The 13,846-nt window shown below is 41.8% G+C and carries 13 protein-coding genes; 7 read left to right on the plus strand and 6 right to left on the minus strand.

The genetic code is table 11. The features are described from left to right. Positions 1-85: 85 nt before the first annotated feature. Positions 86-4,555: a serine/threonine-protein kinase gene (locus UABAM_RS20750; RefSeq protein WP_151969914.1), complete on the plus strand. Its 4,470-nt coding sequence runs from the start codon at positions 86-88 to the stop codon at positions 4,553-4,555. Positions 4,556-4,707: 152 nt separating this feature from the next. Here the strand turns inward: UABAM_RS20750 and UABAM_RS20755 are convergent, their stop codons facing one another. From UABAM_RS20755 to UABAM_RS20780, 6 genes are all read right to left on the minus strand, one after another. Further along, on the minus strand, positions 4,708-4,953 hold the full coding sequence (locus UABAM_RS20755) for an acyl carrier protein (RefSeq protein ID WP_151969915.1): 246 nt from the start codon (positions 4,951-4,953) through the stop codon (positions 4,708-4,710). Between the two features lie 11 nt (positions 4,954-4,964). Further along, positions 4,965-6,233: a dihydrolipoamide acetyltransferase family protein gene (locus UABAM_RS20760; RefSeq protein ID WP_151969916.1), complete on the minus strand. Its 1,269-nt coding sequence runs from the start codon at positions 6,231-6,233 to the stop codon at positions 4,965-4,967. Next, on the minus strand, positions 6,226-7,212 hold the full coding sequence (locus UABAM_RS20765) for an alpha-ketoacid dehydrogenase subunit beta (protein WP_229759286.1): 987 nt from the start codon (positions 7,210-7,212) through the stop codon (positions 6,226-6,228). The genes UABAM_RS20760 and UABAM_RS20765 overlap by 8 nt, the downstream gene beginning before the upstream one ends. 2 nt (positions 7,213-7,214) lie before the next feature. After that, positions 7,215-8,201, minus strand: a complete 987-nt coding sequence (gene pdhA, locus UABAM_RS20770) for a pyruvate dehydrogenase (acetyl-transferring) E1 component subunit alpha (RefSeq protein ID WP_151969917.1) — start codon at positions 8,199-8,201, stop codon at positions 7,215-7,217. Beyond that, positions 8,198-9,937, minus strand: a complete 1,740-nt coding sequence (gene acsA / locus UABAM_RS20775) for an acetate--CoA ligase (RefSeq protein WP_151969918.1) — start codon at positions 9,935-9,937, stop codon at positions 8,198-8,200. Before acsA ends, pdhA begins: the two co-directional genes overlap by 4 nt. Before the next feature lie 186 nt (positions 9,938-10,123). Next, the gene (locus UABAM_RS20780; RefSeq protein ID WP_151969919.1) at positions 10,124-10,318 is read right to left on the minus strand and encodes a hypothetical protein; all 195 of its coding nucleotides are present in this window, start codon (positions 10,316-10,318) and stop codon (positions 10,124-10,126) included. 223 nt (positions 10,319-10,541) lie between these two features. On the opposite strand from UABAM_RS20780, the gene atpD reads away from it, so the two are divergent. From atpD to UABAM_RS20810, 6 genes are read left to right on the plus strand one after another with little or no spacing between them, the layout of a single operon-like run. After that, complete coding sequence (gene atpD, locus UABAM_RS20785) at positions 10,542-11,939, plus strand: F0F1 ATP synthase subunit beta (RefSeq protein ID WP_151969920.1); 1,398 nt, start codon at positions 10,542-10,544, stop codon at positions 11,937-11,939. Then, the gene (locus tag UABAM_RS20790; RefSeq protein ID WP_151969921.1) at positions 11,914-12,318 is read left to right on the plus strand and encodes a F0F1 ATP synthase subunit epsilon; all 405 of its coding nucleotides are present in this window, start codon (positions 11,914-11,916) and stop codon (positions 12,316-12,318) included. The genes atpD and UABAM_RS20790 overlap by 26 nt, the downstream gene beginning before the upstream one ends. After that, positions 12,311-12,616, plus strand: coding sequence for an AtpZ/AtpI family protein (locus UABAM_RS20795; protein WP_151969922.1), 306 nt, complete (start codon positions 12,311-12,313; stop codon positions 12,614-12,616). Before UABAM_RS20790 ends, UABAM_RS20795 begins: the two co-directional genes overlap by 8 nt. Further along, entirely contained in the window at positions 12,607-12,885 is a 279-nt protein-coding gene (locus tag UABAM_RS20800; RefSeq protein ID WP_151969923.1) for an ATP synthase subunit I, read from the plus strand. Before UABAM_RS20795 ends, UABAM_RS20800 begins: the two co-directional genes overlap by 10 nt. Further along, positions 12,878-13,570, plus strand: a complete 693-nt coding sequence (locus tag UABAM_RS20805; RefSeq protein WP_151969924.1) for a F0F1 ATP synthase subunit A — start codon at positions 12,878-12,880, stop codon at positions 13,568-13,570. The genes UABAM_RS20800 and UABAM_RS20805 overlap by 8 nt, the downstream gene beginning before the upstream one ends. Beyond that, positions 13,570-13,845 carry a F0F1 ATP synthase subunit C gene (locus tag UABAM_RS20810; protein ID WP_151969925.1) on the plus strand — a complete coding sequence of 92 codons (276 nt, stop codon included), beginning with the start codon at positions 13,570-13,572 and terminating at the stop codon, positions 13,843-13,845. Before UABAM_RS20805 ends, UABAM_RS20810 begins: the two co-directional genes overlap by 1 nt. Position 13,846 lies beyond the last annotated feature (1 nt).

A 13,846-nucleotide genomic window follows, 5' to 3' on the forward strand; every position in this document is an offset into this window, starting at 1 on the left:
GAAAAAGTATAAAACACAAGCAAGTCATAAACACAAGTAATATTGCAATGATCAACAAAGATAGATATTTTTAAGGGCAGCGTGCATGAGTCAACCTCATTTTCCTGGTTTTGAAGTGATAAAGCCTTTAGGTAAAGGTGGTATGGGAGAGGTGTATTTAGTGAGAGAAGTTTCCACCTCTCGTCTTTTTGCTCTAAAAACTATTTTAGGAGAGCATAAGAACAAAAGAGGCTATAAAAGATTTTTGCGCGAGGCGCAAACATATGCACAGTTAGAACATGAAAATATTGTGCGTATTTATCGTTTAGAGCATCATCAGGAAAATTCTTTTATCATCATGCAGTATGTCGAAGGATGGCAGCTCAACGAATATCTTGCGAACAACTCTCTATCTCTTACTGAAAAGCTGCGACTGTTTAAAACGATCGTTTCTGCCGTGGGGGCCTTGCATGACAAGCATATTGTTCACCGTGATTTGAAACCTGCCAATATCATGATTGACAAGAATCACAGACCTTATCTGATGGATTTTGGCCTGGTAAAACGCATTGATAGCAAGCAGAAAAGTTTAACACGTGAAGGCGATGTGATTGGTTCTCCCAAATATATGTCGCCAGAACAAGCCTCGGGCAAAAAAGTTGAGTATACCTCAGACTTATATTCGTTAGGAACTATTTTTTTTGAAATGCTGACAAGCAAACCTTTTATTGAGGGGGATAGTGCGGTCAGCATTATGTTTGAGATTTTACATGGCGAAATGAGATATCCTCGTAAAATAAACTCTAACATACCACCTGCGGTGGAGGCCATCTGTGTGAAATGTTTGCGTAAGGACAAAGGAAAACGTTACGCAACAACTGCTGATTTACTTGTGGACTTAGAGAACTATGAAGAGGGAGTGAAAGTCAAAGCGCAGAACGTGAATTTTTGGTTTCGTCTTAATCAAAAAACTCGTCGATATTCTACGCAGATGTATATTGTTTTTGCTGTGGCTTTGTTGGCGGGCTTTTTCTTCTTTCAAAAGGCCAATCGCGAAAAATGGTTGCGCGATTTTTCGAAAGAACAGGCCAAAAAAGTTCTCGAAGAAAAAACGCACGACTACTTAACTAGGGCACTATACCTGAACGCTGTGGGAAGTTATACTAGAGCGTTAGAGGTCTTGTTGCGCAATACAAACACCAAGAGTGCCGTTGAGCAAAAACAACGTCAGATTTTAATGGGGAAAACCTATTACAAGATGAAAAACTATGAGAAAGCAAGGCAACAGTATCGAAAGGTTCTGGACACTTTTCATGAGAGCGAGGACTTTGACCGTGAGTACTTGCAACTCCTTATCAATAAGTGTTCTTTATATTTGAAGGAAAAAAACTCTCAGCGGAACATGCAAGCGTTTTTAAAACAAGTTCGTTCACCATTGCTTATTGCCGATGCTCAGTATCATTTAGCGTTTAGCTACAAAGAAGAAATTGAAAATGGATTGCAGTTTTACAAAAAAGCAGACATACATGAGTCCGATGAAAATGTAAGTAAAATACAAAGTGCAGTTGATTTATTTCTCCAAGCGAAAAAATCTATCTTGGTAAATTCGTATGGTACTCAAGATTGGTTAGAAGAAATTGATATACAAATTGGCAATGCCTACTTACTGCAATGGCAAATTACAAAACAGGAACCGTTACTAGAAAAGGCAAAAACATATCTTTTCAAAAATGAATCACCGCAGAGGAATGCTGCGATCGCGAAATATTACCAGTTGTTAGACTCTAAAAGGAACTTGGCAAAAGCCATTGAACATTATACTAAAGCCATAGCTCTTGATCCTCTAAACGCCCGGTTATACCAAGAACGCGGACAATGCTACGCACAACAAAATAACTTCCATAAAAGTGAACGCGACTATCTGCAAGCCGTTGACCTTGAACCAGATAATTTTTTTGTGATGTTATTGCTTTTTGAGAACTGTGTACACACGCTTAGCGTGGATAACAAGCAAGAGACCTTAAAAATGCTTGTTACTTTGGTGAGTAAACAAGTCAATCGCGTGTATTTTGACATTTTTGCCGAAAGAAAATCAGAATTCCGTCGCGCTTTAAGAGCGAATAAAACAACGCCCTATAATAAGAAAGATGTGTATTTTTATCTGGAAAAACTTACACAAGAAAAATCGATTAGCGCTCTTGCGGTAAATGCACTGGAATGTGTAGACGACTTTGAAAAAGTGATCAAAGATTTAGATAAAAAATTTCCTTCGAAAAATTCTTCGCAGTATATTCGAAAAATCAGAAAACGAATATTACTGCGTGGCTATATTGACCTGCTCATACGCACCTATATGTATCAAAATAAGAATATTACTCATACAAAAGTGCGTAACTTACAGGAGTTTGCCACGGTACTTTTGGAAATAGTCACAGGTGATAGAATTGTAGAGGAAATATTTCAGGGAGATGAACGTCATCTTAGCATGTTGCAGTTTCTGACGATTAGGGCCCTTGTCGATCTTGCCGAACCCCGCACGCGAAATCTTCTAGATGAGCATGTGCAAAAAACGCAAGAACTATTGGTGAAAGAAGAAGAAGTTGATGCCCAACAATTGAATACGTTTTTACTATGCAAATCATTGATGTATAGTAACGATTGGCCTTACGATATTGGTCAGGGGATTGAGCCATACAAAAAACAAATTAAAGGTAGTTCGCGCGTATTAACGAAAGCTTTAACGCTTTGTAACGATGCCTTTGTAAAAGGTATGTTTATTCAATTTTTACCCATTGAGTTTGATGATATATTTGAAGAGACAATGCGTGGAGATGATGTGACCTTGCAGTTGTACGCAGCGAAAAAAATGTGGCAATATGCCCATCTTGCGGGCGGGGAGGTATTAAAAAAATATGCACTAGCGAATAATAACGAAGGTGATATACGTGCTTTTGCTTGCGAAGCGCTTTATGGTGTGTATAGCAAAGGACTCATACATACACGGTCGGAATCCAAAATTAGAGAAATGCAAAAATTTTGCGAGCAAATCACCCCGCAAGTTTTGCGTGATTTTGATCGCCAGGATAAACAAAAATCAAATGTGATGGCGTTGTGGATTCGTGCCATCACTGGGCAAGCCTCGAAACATAGAAAAGAATTTTTAGCCCATATCGATTCACCCAAGGTGGATGCACACATCAAATTACAAACTGTTTCTCTTCTGGGCATTGGTAAAAACATGCAAATGTTAAAGGAAATTACGGGGAAAGATCTGCCTTTAATATTTCGGGTATTGGGAATTGTATCTTTGATGATCGATTCGCGTGAAAAAGGCGTTGGTTTTGGTGAAGCCATCGAAATGCTCAATATTTTGCGTATGATTTCCGCCAGTAGCCAGGACAATCACTTGAAAAATCTTCTGTTGATTTACGGGAGTACGTTTCAGTTTTTCCAACAACAAATGTATGAAAAAATTCGTACAGGAAATGATGAGGAAAAAATGGGAGCTTTAATCGCACTCTATGGTACGAAAAAAATTATGAGGAGTCATCTCACGGCAATCGAAGACTTGGCGTGGAATTCTTCGAATTTTTCCCTTCGGCGTACAGCAGCAGCAACGTTGGCTACACAGATGTATGAGGATGCATCTTTAAGGGAAAAATACATGGCAAAATTTTTAGAGGCACAAATAGATGGTAAGCCAGACCTTGCAGTACACGAAGGGGCGATTACCGGTAGTTTGTGGCAAATACATTCTATTTATCAGGAGAAAGTTTTTATCAATGATATCTATCATTTAGATATGGTAAAAATACGCGACCATGCTGAGTTTGAAAAGATGAATTTTTGTTTCAACAAGGTATATTCTTATCACATAAGGCGTTTCAATAAGGTGATATGGCCATTTATCGATGGGCTGATAAAAATTTCTCCTGATATCTCACTGCAACTGCAAGACGAAGTACTATTGTGGAAAGGTTTGATTCATTTAAAAAAGAAAAATATTGCTGAGAGCCTAACGATTCTTGATAACTTGAGAACAAAAAGTACAGACAAAAAATATTTGTATTGGACGATGAAGGCGCATCGCATAAACCGCGATAAGGAAAAAGCATCGGAACTTTTACTGTTATATCTTCAAAAAAACCCCTGGGACTATCATGTACAAGTGATCGCAAGAGCGTATTACAAAGAGCCTGAGTGGCAAAAAAAGTGGGTGCCACACTTTAGGTTACTCAGTTTAAACGATCGTCATCGGCGTGTGGATAAGACACATGCCTTTGTTTTGGATAAAAGTCGTTCCAAGAAGCAAAGAATAGACTATGCGAAAAGGTCGCTGACTTTGGCAAACAGTATACCTATCTACCAAAGAGCCGAAGCGATAATAATGACGACAACCGCACTCTACAGCATCCTTGCTCAGCTGGAAAAAAAGGAGCGCAAGCATTACCACAGTTTCAGTAAAAATTACCTTGTGCATAAATCCCGATTTGTCACCATTGATGCAACGAAATCTTTGGGAGCGAGAAGTCGAAAATACCTGTCTCGCGAGGTGTTGGAGTTACTTCGCAAATGAGTGAAACATTCATAATGCAAAACGCTGTGGAGGTAAAATATGAGGTATGACCATTGACTTTATTGTGCGGAACGCTGTTTGTTGTTTTTAATATGGAAAAGTAATCTCGTTCCCGGCTGGGCTCGGGCTCGGGAACGGGATCGGGATCGAGATTATTGGATATGTTTGTGTATATAATTGACACAGCCATCAATGGTGTCGATTTCATCGTAACTACTCTCTGGAATCTCCACGGAAAAAATTTCGTGGAGTTTGATCGCAAAATTGAGGAAGTCCATTGAGTCAATGTCTAATTCTTCGCGTAGTGACTCTTGGGAGTCCACCTCCTCAGGCTCTACCTCAGGAGCAATATCACACAAGGCTTCGAAAACCGCTTTTTTTATTTCGGATTTGTCCATCGTCGTTTCTCCTAACAAAGTTGTTGTGGATTTTGTAGTAAGCGATCTAATTCGCGTAAGAACAATCCTCCCCTATGCCCATCACTGACACGATGGTCAGCGGCAAGTGAAGCGTGAATAAACGGTTGTGAGCACAAGCCATTGTTAACGGCGCACACATGTTGGGTAACGCTGCCAAAACCGACAAGAGCTACCTGTGGCGGATAGATAACACCAAATACAGTTTCGACACCTTTTTCCCCAAGGTTTGTGAGTGTAACTGTGGGCTGTGTCATTTCAGCACCTTTTAGTTTATTTCTACGCGCTCTCTTGACTAAATCGCGAAATTCTGTCATGAGTTGTTCGAGATTCTTTTTGTCCACATCAAACAACGCGGGGGCGATTAAGCCACCTGTTCTTAGTGATATTGCCATGCCAACGTTAATTTGTTCACTCGGTACAAACTCACCGTTTTTATAAAAACCGTTTAACTCTGGTATTTTGCGTAGCGCAAGAGCCGTCGCTTTTACTAGTAACACTGCGTAAATTAAGCGCGATGGCAATGGGCGGTTGCTATTTTCTCTCTCTAACCAACTCAAAGCCTCATGCATATTGATGCGATGCCCAAGATAGTAGTGTGGTATTTCTTTTTTCGAGCGACTCATCGCTGCGGCGATGGCTTTACGCATTGCTTTTTGTTGTTCTTTTACATCACTCTTTTTCGATTTTTTCTTGTGTTGTGCAAGCGCTTCTAAAACATCTTGGCGTTGGATTACCTTACCTTTCGGTGAAATGGACGCCAAATCAACGTTCATTTCTTTCGCGAGTTTGCGTGCGGCAGGAGAAGCCTTGACTCGTTTGCTCGGTTTTTGCGCAATGGTGACAAACTTCTCCACATCTTTGCGATGAATAATGCCATGAGGGCCACTGCCTGTTACTTTGTGTAAGTCTACCCTCAATTCGCGCGCTATCTTACGCGCTGAAGGAGAGGCACGTAGTCGCGGAGGCTTTTGCGAGGTGGGTACCGACGAAGTGGATTTCACTTCGCCGATCATTTTTTCTTCACTATCGATAACAGCGAGGACTGTTCCCACGGGGACCTCTACAAACGTTTCTACGACAATTTGTGCGACAGTTCCACTATGCCAAACTTCGATTTCAATATTGCCCTTTGCTGTTTCTACAACAGCAACAATATCACCGCGTTTTACCGTATCTCCTGGTTTTACGAGCCATTTTACGATTTGTCCTACTTCCATGTCTGCCCCAAGAGACGGCATCGTAAACTTATATTCAGACATCGCTATTTAATACCTCCTGAACTTTGGCGACAATATCGGGGACTTGCGGTACAGAAGCATCTTCAAGGTGTTTGGCGTAGGGAATAGGTACTTCCACACCACAGGCACGCGCGATAGGTGCGTCGAGTTCGTAAAAGGCTTTTTCCATCACCAATGCCATAATTTCCGCGGCCACTCCAAAGCTACGCCAACCTTCTTCAATAACAACGGCACGATGCGTTTTGCGAATAGATGCGAGAATAGCATCGTGATCGAGCGGACGCAATGAACGCAAATCAAGAACCTCACAGTCAATATTTTGCGCGGCCAATTCTTCCGCCGCTTGTAGCGTTTTATGTAAACTACCACCAAAAGTAATTAAGGTGATGTCTTCTCCACTGCGACGTATTTTGGCACTTTTTAAGTCGACTTTGGTATTATCCTCAATCTCGTCGCTCATATTGTACAGTGAGACGTGTTCGAACATGATGACCGGATTGGGATCGTCCAATGCGGCTTGTAACATTCCACGTGCGTCTTCAACAGTCGCAGGACAAATCACTTTTAGCCCAGGAACATGGGCATACATTACTTCTAAGCTGTGCGAATGCTGTGCGGCGAGTTGTTTTCCTGAACCTGTTGCCATACGGATGACAAGTGGAATACGAAATTGTCCTCCAGACATATGGCGAATGGTGGCGGCATTATTGATGATCTGGTCTAGTGCCAGAAGACTAAAGTTTACCGTCATAATTTCAACAATAGGACGCATTCCGCCGAGAGCCGCACCAATGCCCGCTCCGGTAAATGCCGACTCTGATAACGGCGTATCGCGGATACGGTCTTCACCAAATTCTTTTGCCAACCCTTTGGTCACAGCATACGTACCACCATAACGCGCGACATCTTCTCCCATCAAGAATACTCGTGAGTCATTGCGCATCGCTTCTGAAATTGCTTCTTTTAGAGCGTCGCGATATGTCATCTTTTTTGCACACATACCTACATCTCCTCACAATAAACATCTTTGGTCAAATGTGATATTGGTTCCCAATGCCCATTTTCGGCAAATTCAATAGAGGCTTGTATTTCTGTAGCGATCTTCTTTTCCATTTCTTTGATTTTTGCTTCATCAAGCCATTTTTGTTCCTCTAGTAGCTTTTTAAAACGGACAATCGGTCCCTTCTTTTTCCATTCCTCAACTTCTTTTTTGTCGCGGTACAACTCCGCATCGAACATCGAGTGGGCACGGAAACGATATGTTTGGAATTCCAGAAAATACGGACTTTCATTTTTGGTGATGTAATCAATCGCTTTTTGTGTTTCCTCCATCACACTCAAAATGTCCATACCATCCACAGCAACCGATTTGACGTTGTAGCTGCTAGCCTTGGCACATAAATCTACTTGCGATTCTTCGCGTGAGATTTGCGTCCCCATCGCATAAAAGTTATTTTCACAGACAAATAGCACCGGTAATTTCCATAACGCTGCTAGATTTAATGACTCGTGGAATTCACCTTCCGCAACAGCTCCATCACCAAAAAAACAAGCGGTAACCACATCGCGGTTTTGCATTTTATCTGCCAAGCCTAAACCCACGGCAAGAGGTAAGTGACCACCAACGATGGCATTACCACCATAGAATTTCTTTTCTTTATCGTAAAGGTGCATAGAACCTCCGCGTCCGCGACTACACCCTTCGACTTTTCCGTACATTTCTGCCATAATAGATTTCATGGAAACACCGCGTGCCAAAGCATGACCATGCTCGCGGTATGTACCGATAAAACTATCTTCGTCGCGAAGCATCTCCATTACACCAACAGCAATCGCTTCTTCACCATTGTATAAGTGTAGAAAACCACGAATTTTTCCTGCGCTGTATAACTCGGCACTTTTTTCTTCGAAACGTCTGATGCGTAGCATTTCATAAAAAAGTTTTAGACACTTTTCCTGAGAAAATTTTTCTAATGTATCTTTACTCATAGATTCGTCTCCAATGTAGAGGTATCTCCTTCTGGCAAGCCCAATTCTCTTGCTTTTAATAAACGGCGCATGATTTTTCCACTTTTGGTTTTGGGCAAACTCGGAAGAAATTCAATTTCTTTTGGAGCCACCGTTGCTCCCATACGTTTACGAATAAATCCGCGTAATTGTTTTTCTAACGTTTCATCTGCGTTAAAACCTGGTTTTAACGCTACAAATGCTTTTGGATACTCCATGACCACTTGGTCAGGTTTTGCAATTACCCCAGCTTCCGCAACTGCTTCGTGTTCGAGGAGAATACTTTCAATTTCAAAAGGGCTAATAAGGTGCCCGGACGAATTGATCACGTCGTCTGCACGGCCGACAAACCAAAAACAACCGTCACTATCTTTTTTGGCCAAGTCTCCCGAAAAGTAATACTGTCCGGAAAAACATTTTTTATAGCGTCCCTCTTCGTGTAAGTACCCGCGAAACATCGAAGGCCAACTAACTTTTATCGCTAGTTCCCCCACTTCTTCCGGTGTGTCAATTTCGCTAACCGATGAATCCTCGTGCTTGACAATGACGGCTTCGATCCCCGGCATTGGATATCCCATGGAACCAGGCTTGATATCTACCGCGGGATAATTGGCGATCATAATACCACCCGTTTCCGTTTGCCACCATGTATCGTGTATTGGTAAACCAAAGGCTTTTTCTCCCCACACAACAGCCTCGGGATTCAAAGGTTCTCCCACACTTACCACATGGCGTAGATGTGGAAAATTATATTCCTTGACCACGGAAAGACCTGCTTTCATTAACATGCGAATCGCTGTCGGAGCGCTATACCAGATTGTTACTTTCTGATCTTGTAAAACTTGGTACCAATGACGCACATTAAAATCCGCTTCATCTATCAGGTTCGTAACACCGTTTGTCCACGGTGAAATGACACCATAAGAAAGCCCTGTTACCCAACCAGGATCTGCGGTGCACCAATAGATATCTTGCGGTTGAAAGTCAAGAGCATACTTACCACTAATATGGTGATGAATCACCGCTTGATGTACGTGGATCGCTCCTTTGGGCTTTCCGGTGGTTCCACTGGTAAAATGCAGAAGAGCCATGTCTTCCGGATCTGTTTTTTCTATGGAAAAGTCATCGCTGGCTTTTTCCATCAATGCGGAAAAATTATGTGTATTTTCAGTTTCCTGCTGTGGATCAGCAATAATGATAACATGTTCTAATTTGGGCAACTGATCGCGTATTTTGGCTATTTTTTTGCGATAGAGTGATGCTGTGGTGATCAAAACTTTTCCGTCACCAATTTGCATACGCGCCAAAATAGGGTCTGGGCCAAATGCCGAGAACAACGGACAGAAAACATTGAGGTTTTTGAGCGTTCCTAGAATAGCGATATATAGTTCGGGTATACGACCACATAAACCAAAAACACGTTCGCCTTTTTTAATCCCTAAGTTTTTTAGTACATTGGCAAAACGATTACTTTCACGCGACATTTCCGCAAAGGTAAAATCGCGGCTCTCTCCTTTTTTCCCTAACCAACGCAAGGCAACGTGATCGCGAAGTGGAGTCGCAACGTGACGATCAATCGCCTGGTACGCCATGTTGATATTTTCTGAACTGAGTTCATTTTTTGCCTGTTCCCAAGAAAAATTTGTACGCTCTTCTTTATAATTTTGTAAGTTGGGTTTCACAGGCAAGTTATCTGTTTTTTTGTAAATAGTATCCATATCATTACACCTAAATAATGAAAATAACAAGCGACAGACGCAAATCCTCAGTAAACACTTAACTAAAAAGCTTTAATGCAAATTTCTTGCCAAGTAGGGCTGTAGGATGACCCTTCTGTATGCAGTATGCGGTTTGACTGACGATACAAGACGTTTTAAATGAGGGTATTGTGTTAACGTTGTTAACTATGGTGAAGTATGAAAAATCGTAATCGTCACCGTAGTCGTGACCGTCATTGACTTAAGCGTAAACAACCTATAACAAAGACTTACACCTCGTGTCATCCCTGACTTGATCAGGGAACCAGACGCTTTCAAGTCAAATTTATATTGCTGGTTTCCCGCTTTCGCGGGAATGACATGGATTCGTAAGTCTTTCATTGAATAACACTTACTTCTTAAGTCAATGACATTGAAGGTCACGGTCACGAAAATTTGATCCTATGGGGAATAATCGATGTCAAAGCGCCGGAGTGGGCATCGCATACCAATGAATATCGCTACTTAAAGTTGCGTTGCATTTCCCCCACTATTTCTCTTGGCATGAAAATTGCCATGTTAAACACATGTTAATTTACCTTTTGCTAGGATTGTTGAAATTGCCATGAGCATGAAGAAAAAAAACAATTACGGATATGTGACTTCTATACGCGGTAGTGTCATTGATGTTCACTTCCCGCATAAAATACCTGCATTGAACTCGCTACTTCGCTCCCAAGAACCACGTGTTTTTATGGAGGTCATTACACATATAAATTCACAGACGATTCGCGGAATCGCTCTTACCTCTACTCAGGGACTTGCTCAGGGAACGTTGATGGAAGATACCTCTTCTCCTCTCCTTGTTCCTGTGGGAGAACGAATTCTTGGACGCGTGTTTAACATTTTCGGCGATACACTTGATGACGGCCCGCGACTAGAGGGAGGGGAATGGCGCTCTATTCACGGAAAGCCGATTACCATTTTACAACAACCTACTTCCTCTGAAATATTCGAAACGGGGATTAAAGCGATTGATTTGTTGTCTCCTATGGAGCGTGGTGGAAAGGCCGGTCTTTTTGGTGGTGCTGGTGTGGGAAAAACCGTTTTATTGATGGAAGTTGTCAATAATATGATCCAGCGCTACAAAGGGGTAAGTTTGTTTTGCGGTATTGGAGAACGCTGCCGTGAAGGAGAAGAGTTGTATCGCGAAATCCAACAAGCCGGGGTTTTAGAGCGGACGGTGATGGTTTTTGGGCAAATGAATGAACCATCGGGAGCACGGTTTCGGGTGGGACATGCTGCTTTGACAATGGCGGAATATTTTCGCGATGTTCTCAAACAAGATGTGTTGTTGCTCATCGACAATATTTTTCGTTTTATTCAGGCAGGCTCAGAAGTTTCAGGACTCATGGGGCAATTGCCGTCACGTTTGGGGTATCAACCGACACTCGCAACAGAGCTTGCAGAACTCGAAGAGCGAATTTGCAGTACTCTTATGAATTCGATTACCTCTATTCAGGCGGTGTACGTTCCTGCGGACGATTTTACGGACCCAGCAGCTGTACACACATTTTCACACTTGTCTGCGTCTATTGTTTTATCGCGTAAACGCGCCAGCGAAGGTTTGTACCCTGCGATTGATCCACTACACTCGCATTCAAAAATGCTATCACCTCACACAGTGAGTAAACAGCACTACAAAGTCGCAAGAACTGTACGCAAGACGCTGGCAAATTACGAAGACCTTAAAGACATCATCTCTATGTTGGGCATGGAAGAGTTATCGCGTGAGGATCGTTTGGTTGTGCATCGTGCAAGACGGTTAGAACGTTTTTTAACACAGCCGTTTTCTGTTTCGCAGCACTTTACGGGAATACCCGGCAAAAGAATTTCTTTACAAAAAACAATCGACGGTTGTGAACGAATATTGAACGATGAGTTTATTGATGTGCCTGAAAGTGCATTGTATATGATTGGGGATGTTGAGGAAGCTTATGCAAAACTCAAAACTATTTCTTAAAGTATTGCTGCCGACAAAAGTCATTTTACAGTGTGAAGCCATTAAAATTATTGCAGAAGGAAAAAATGGATCTTTTTGTTTATTACCACAGCACATCGATTTTGTTTCTGCACTTGTTCCCGGTATTCTCGCGGTAACAGATGTGGATGGTAAGGAACAGTTTGTCGCGGTAGATGAAGGCATCTTAGTCAAATGTAGTGGCAATGTTTTTATTTCTACGGTGAATGCAGTTATTAGCAATAGTTTAGAAGAGTTAAATACGATTATTCGTGAAAATTTTCAGCACTTGAATGAAAAAGAAAAAAGCGTTCGCTCTGCAGTAGCGAAATTGGAAGCCGGTTTCATCAAAACCTTTATAAATTTAAAAGAGCATGGATAATTCAAAAAAGCATGTCGATCAATTTGCAAAAACGATCGAAAAAAAACAGCAACGCAAAATACAGGCGCGCGATAGAAAGAACAGCACTGTATTTTGGATTGGTATGTTTGGCCTCGTGGGTTGGTCTGTGGCCATTCCTACAATTATTGGTATTAGTTTGGGGATTTGGCTTGACAAAACCTACCCTGGCAAGCACTCGTGGACATTGATGCTTCTTGTCGCAGGTGTTGCCGTTGGTTGTTGGCAAGCATGGTATTGGATTAAAGAGGAAAGTAAGGATATTGATTCATGTGGATAGCCATATCGTTATGTTGTGGGATATTATTGGGGATACTCCACTTTGGTGGATTATGGTGGACAATTGCCTTTGTCACAAAGCATAAAAATGCTCACGTCCTCCTTTTGAGCGCTTTTGTGCGTATGGGCATCACTCTTAGCGGATTCTACTTGGTTATGAGTGGTCGTTCTGAAAGGCTGCTACTTTGCCTATTGGGATTTGTGTTGGCGCGTTATACATTGTCTTTTATTTTTACCTATGGCACTACAAAGGTCGGTAGTCATGCATAGCCTTAGTTCTGACAAAGTGGAGATATTTCGTTGGCATTACTTCGTTATCAATCAAACTATTTTGTTTACCTGGGTGGTGATGGCGGTAATGACCTTGGGGGCATGGTTGATTACGCGCAAAATGAAGAAAAAAGATCACACTAGGCGTTGGCAGCATTTTTTTGAAGTGATTATCTTAGGGGTACAAAAACAGATAGAAGAGATGGTAGAGAATTCTAGACTGTATGTTCCTTTTATCGCGACATTATTTTTGTTTATTGCCAGCGCAAATTTTTTAACGATTATTCCCGGATACCGTGCGCCGACAGCGTCACTTTCGACAACGGTGGCCCTAGCGATTATTGTTTTTGTCGCTGTGCCCATATATGGTATTCGTCAACAAGGTTTTATCAGTTACCTCAAACAGTATGTAAAGCCTTCTTTTTTCATGTTGCCATTCAATATCATTGGAGAATTGTCGCGAACTTTAGCTCTTGCTGTTCGGTTGTTTGGCAATATGATGAGTGGAGAAAAAATCATCGCGATTCTGTTGTCGATTGCACCGCTGTTTTTGCCAGTGGTCATGCAAGCTTTGGGGTTACTGACCGGTTTTATTCAAGCGTATATATTTGCTATCTTGGCGATGGTTTATATTGCATCTGCTACACGTTCTCATCAGACTCATATAAAAGGAGAAAATACATAATGGATATCACATTAATCGCCATTGTTTCCATCGCGACCGCAGGTATGACAATTGCCATAGGTTCTATAGGCCCGGCCTTAGGAGAAGGTAAGGCGCTTGCACAAGCATTGCAGGCCATAGCACAACAACCCGACCAAAGTAGTACCATTACGCGTACTCTATTTGTAGGACTTGCTATGGTGGAATCTACCGCGATTTACTGTTTTGTGGTGGCGATGATTCTCATTTTTGCCAATCCATTTTGGGATTACGCCATCAGCAAATTGGGAGGTTAAC

Origin of the sequence: Candidatus Uabimicrobium amorphum (assembly GCF_009002475.1) — a bacterium.
Taxonomy (GTDB): domain Bacteria; phylum Planctomycetota; class Uabimicrobiia; order Uabimicrobiales; family Uabimicrobiaceae; genus Uabimicrobium; species Uabimicrobium amorphum.

Coding starts and splice junctions, on each gene's coding strand:
- UABAM_RS20750 (WP_151969914.1), top strand. CDS start 86: ATGAGTCAACCTCATTTTCCTGGTTTTGAAGTGATAAAGCCTTTAGGT.
- UABAM_RS20755 (WP_151969915.1), bottom strand. CDS start 4,953: ATGGACAAATCCGAAATAAAAAAAGCGGTTTTCGAAGCCTTGTGTGAT.
- UABAM_RS20760 (WP_151969916.1), bottom strand. CDS start 6,233: ATGTCTGAATATAAGTTTACGATGCCGTCTCTTGGGGCAGACATGGAA.
- UABAM_RS20765 (WP_229759286.1), bottom strand. CDS start 7,212: ATGTGTGCAAAAAAGATGACATATCGCGACGCTCTAAAAGAAGCAATT.
- pdhA (WP_151969917.1), bottom strand. CDS start 8,201: ATGAGTAAAGATACATTAGAAAAATTTTCTCAGGAAAAGTGTCTAAAA.
- acsA (WP_151969918.1), bottom strand. CDS start 9,937: ATGGATACTATTTACAAAAAAACAGATAACTTGCCTGTGAAACCCAAC.
- UABAM_RS20780 (WP_151969919.1), bottom strand. CDS start 10,318: ATGAAAGACTTACGAATCCATGTCATTCCCGCGAAAGCGGGAAACCAG.
- atpD (WP_151969920.1), top strand. CDS start 10,542: ATGAGCATGAAGAAAAAAAACAATTACGGATATGTGACTTCTATACGC.
- UABAM_RS20790 (WP_151969921.1), top strand. CDS start 11,914: ATGCAAAACTCAAAACTATTTCTTAAAGTATTGCTGCCGACAAAAGTC.
- UABAM_RS20795 (WP_151969922.1), top strand. CDS start 12,311: ATGGATAATTCAAAAAAGCATGTCGATCAATTTGCAAAAACGATCGAA.
- UABAM_RS20800 (WP_151969923.1), top strand. CDS start 12,607: ATGTGGATAGCCATATCGTTATGTTGTGGGATATTATTGGGGATACTC.
- UABAM_RS20805 (WP_151969924.1), top strand. CDS start 12,878: ATGCATAGCCTTAGTTCTGACAAAGTGGAGATATTTCGTTGGCATTAC.
- UABAM_RS20810 (WP_151969925.1), top strand. CDS start 13,570: ATGGATATCACATTAATCGCCATTGTTTCCATCGCGACCGCAGGTATG.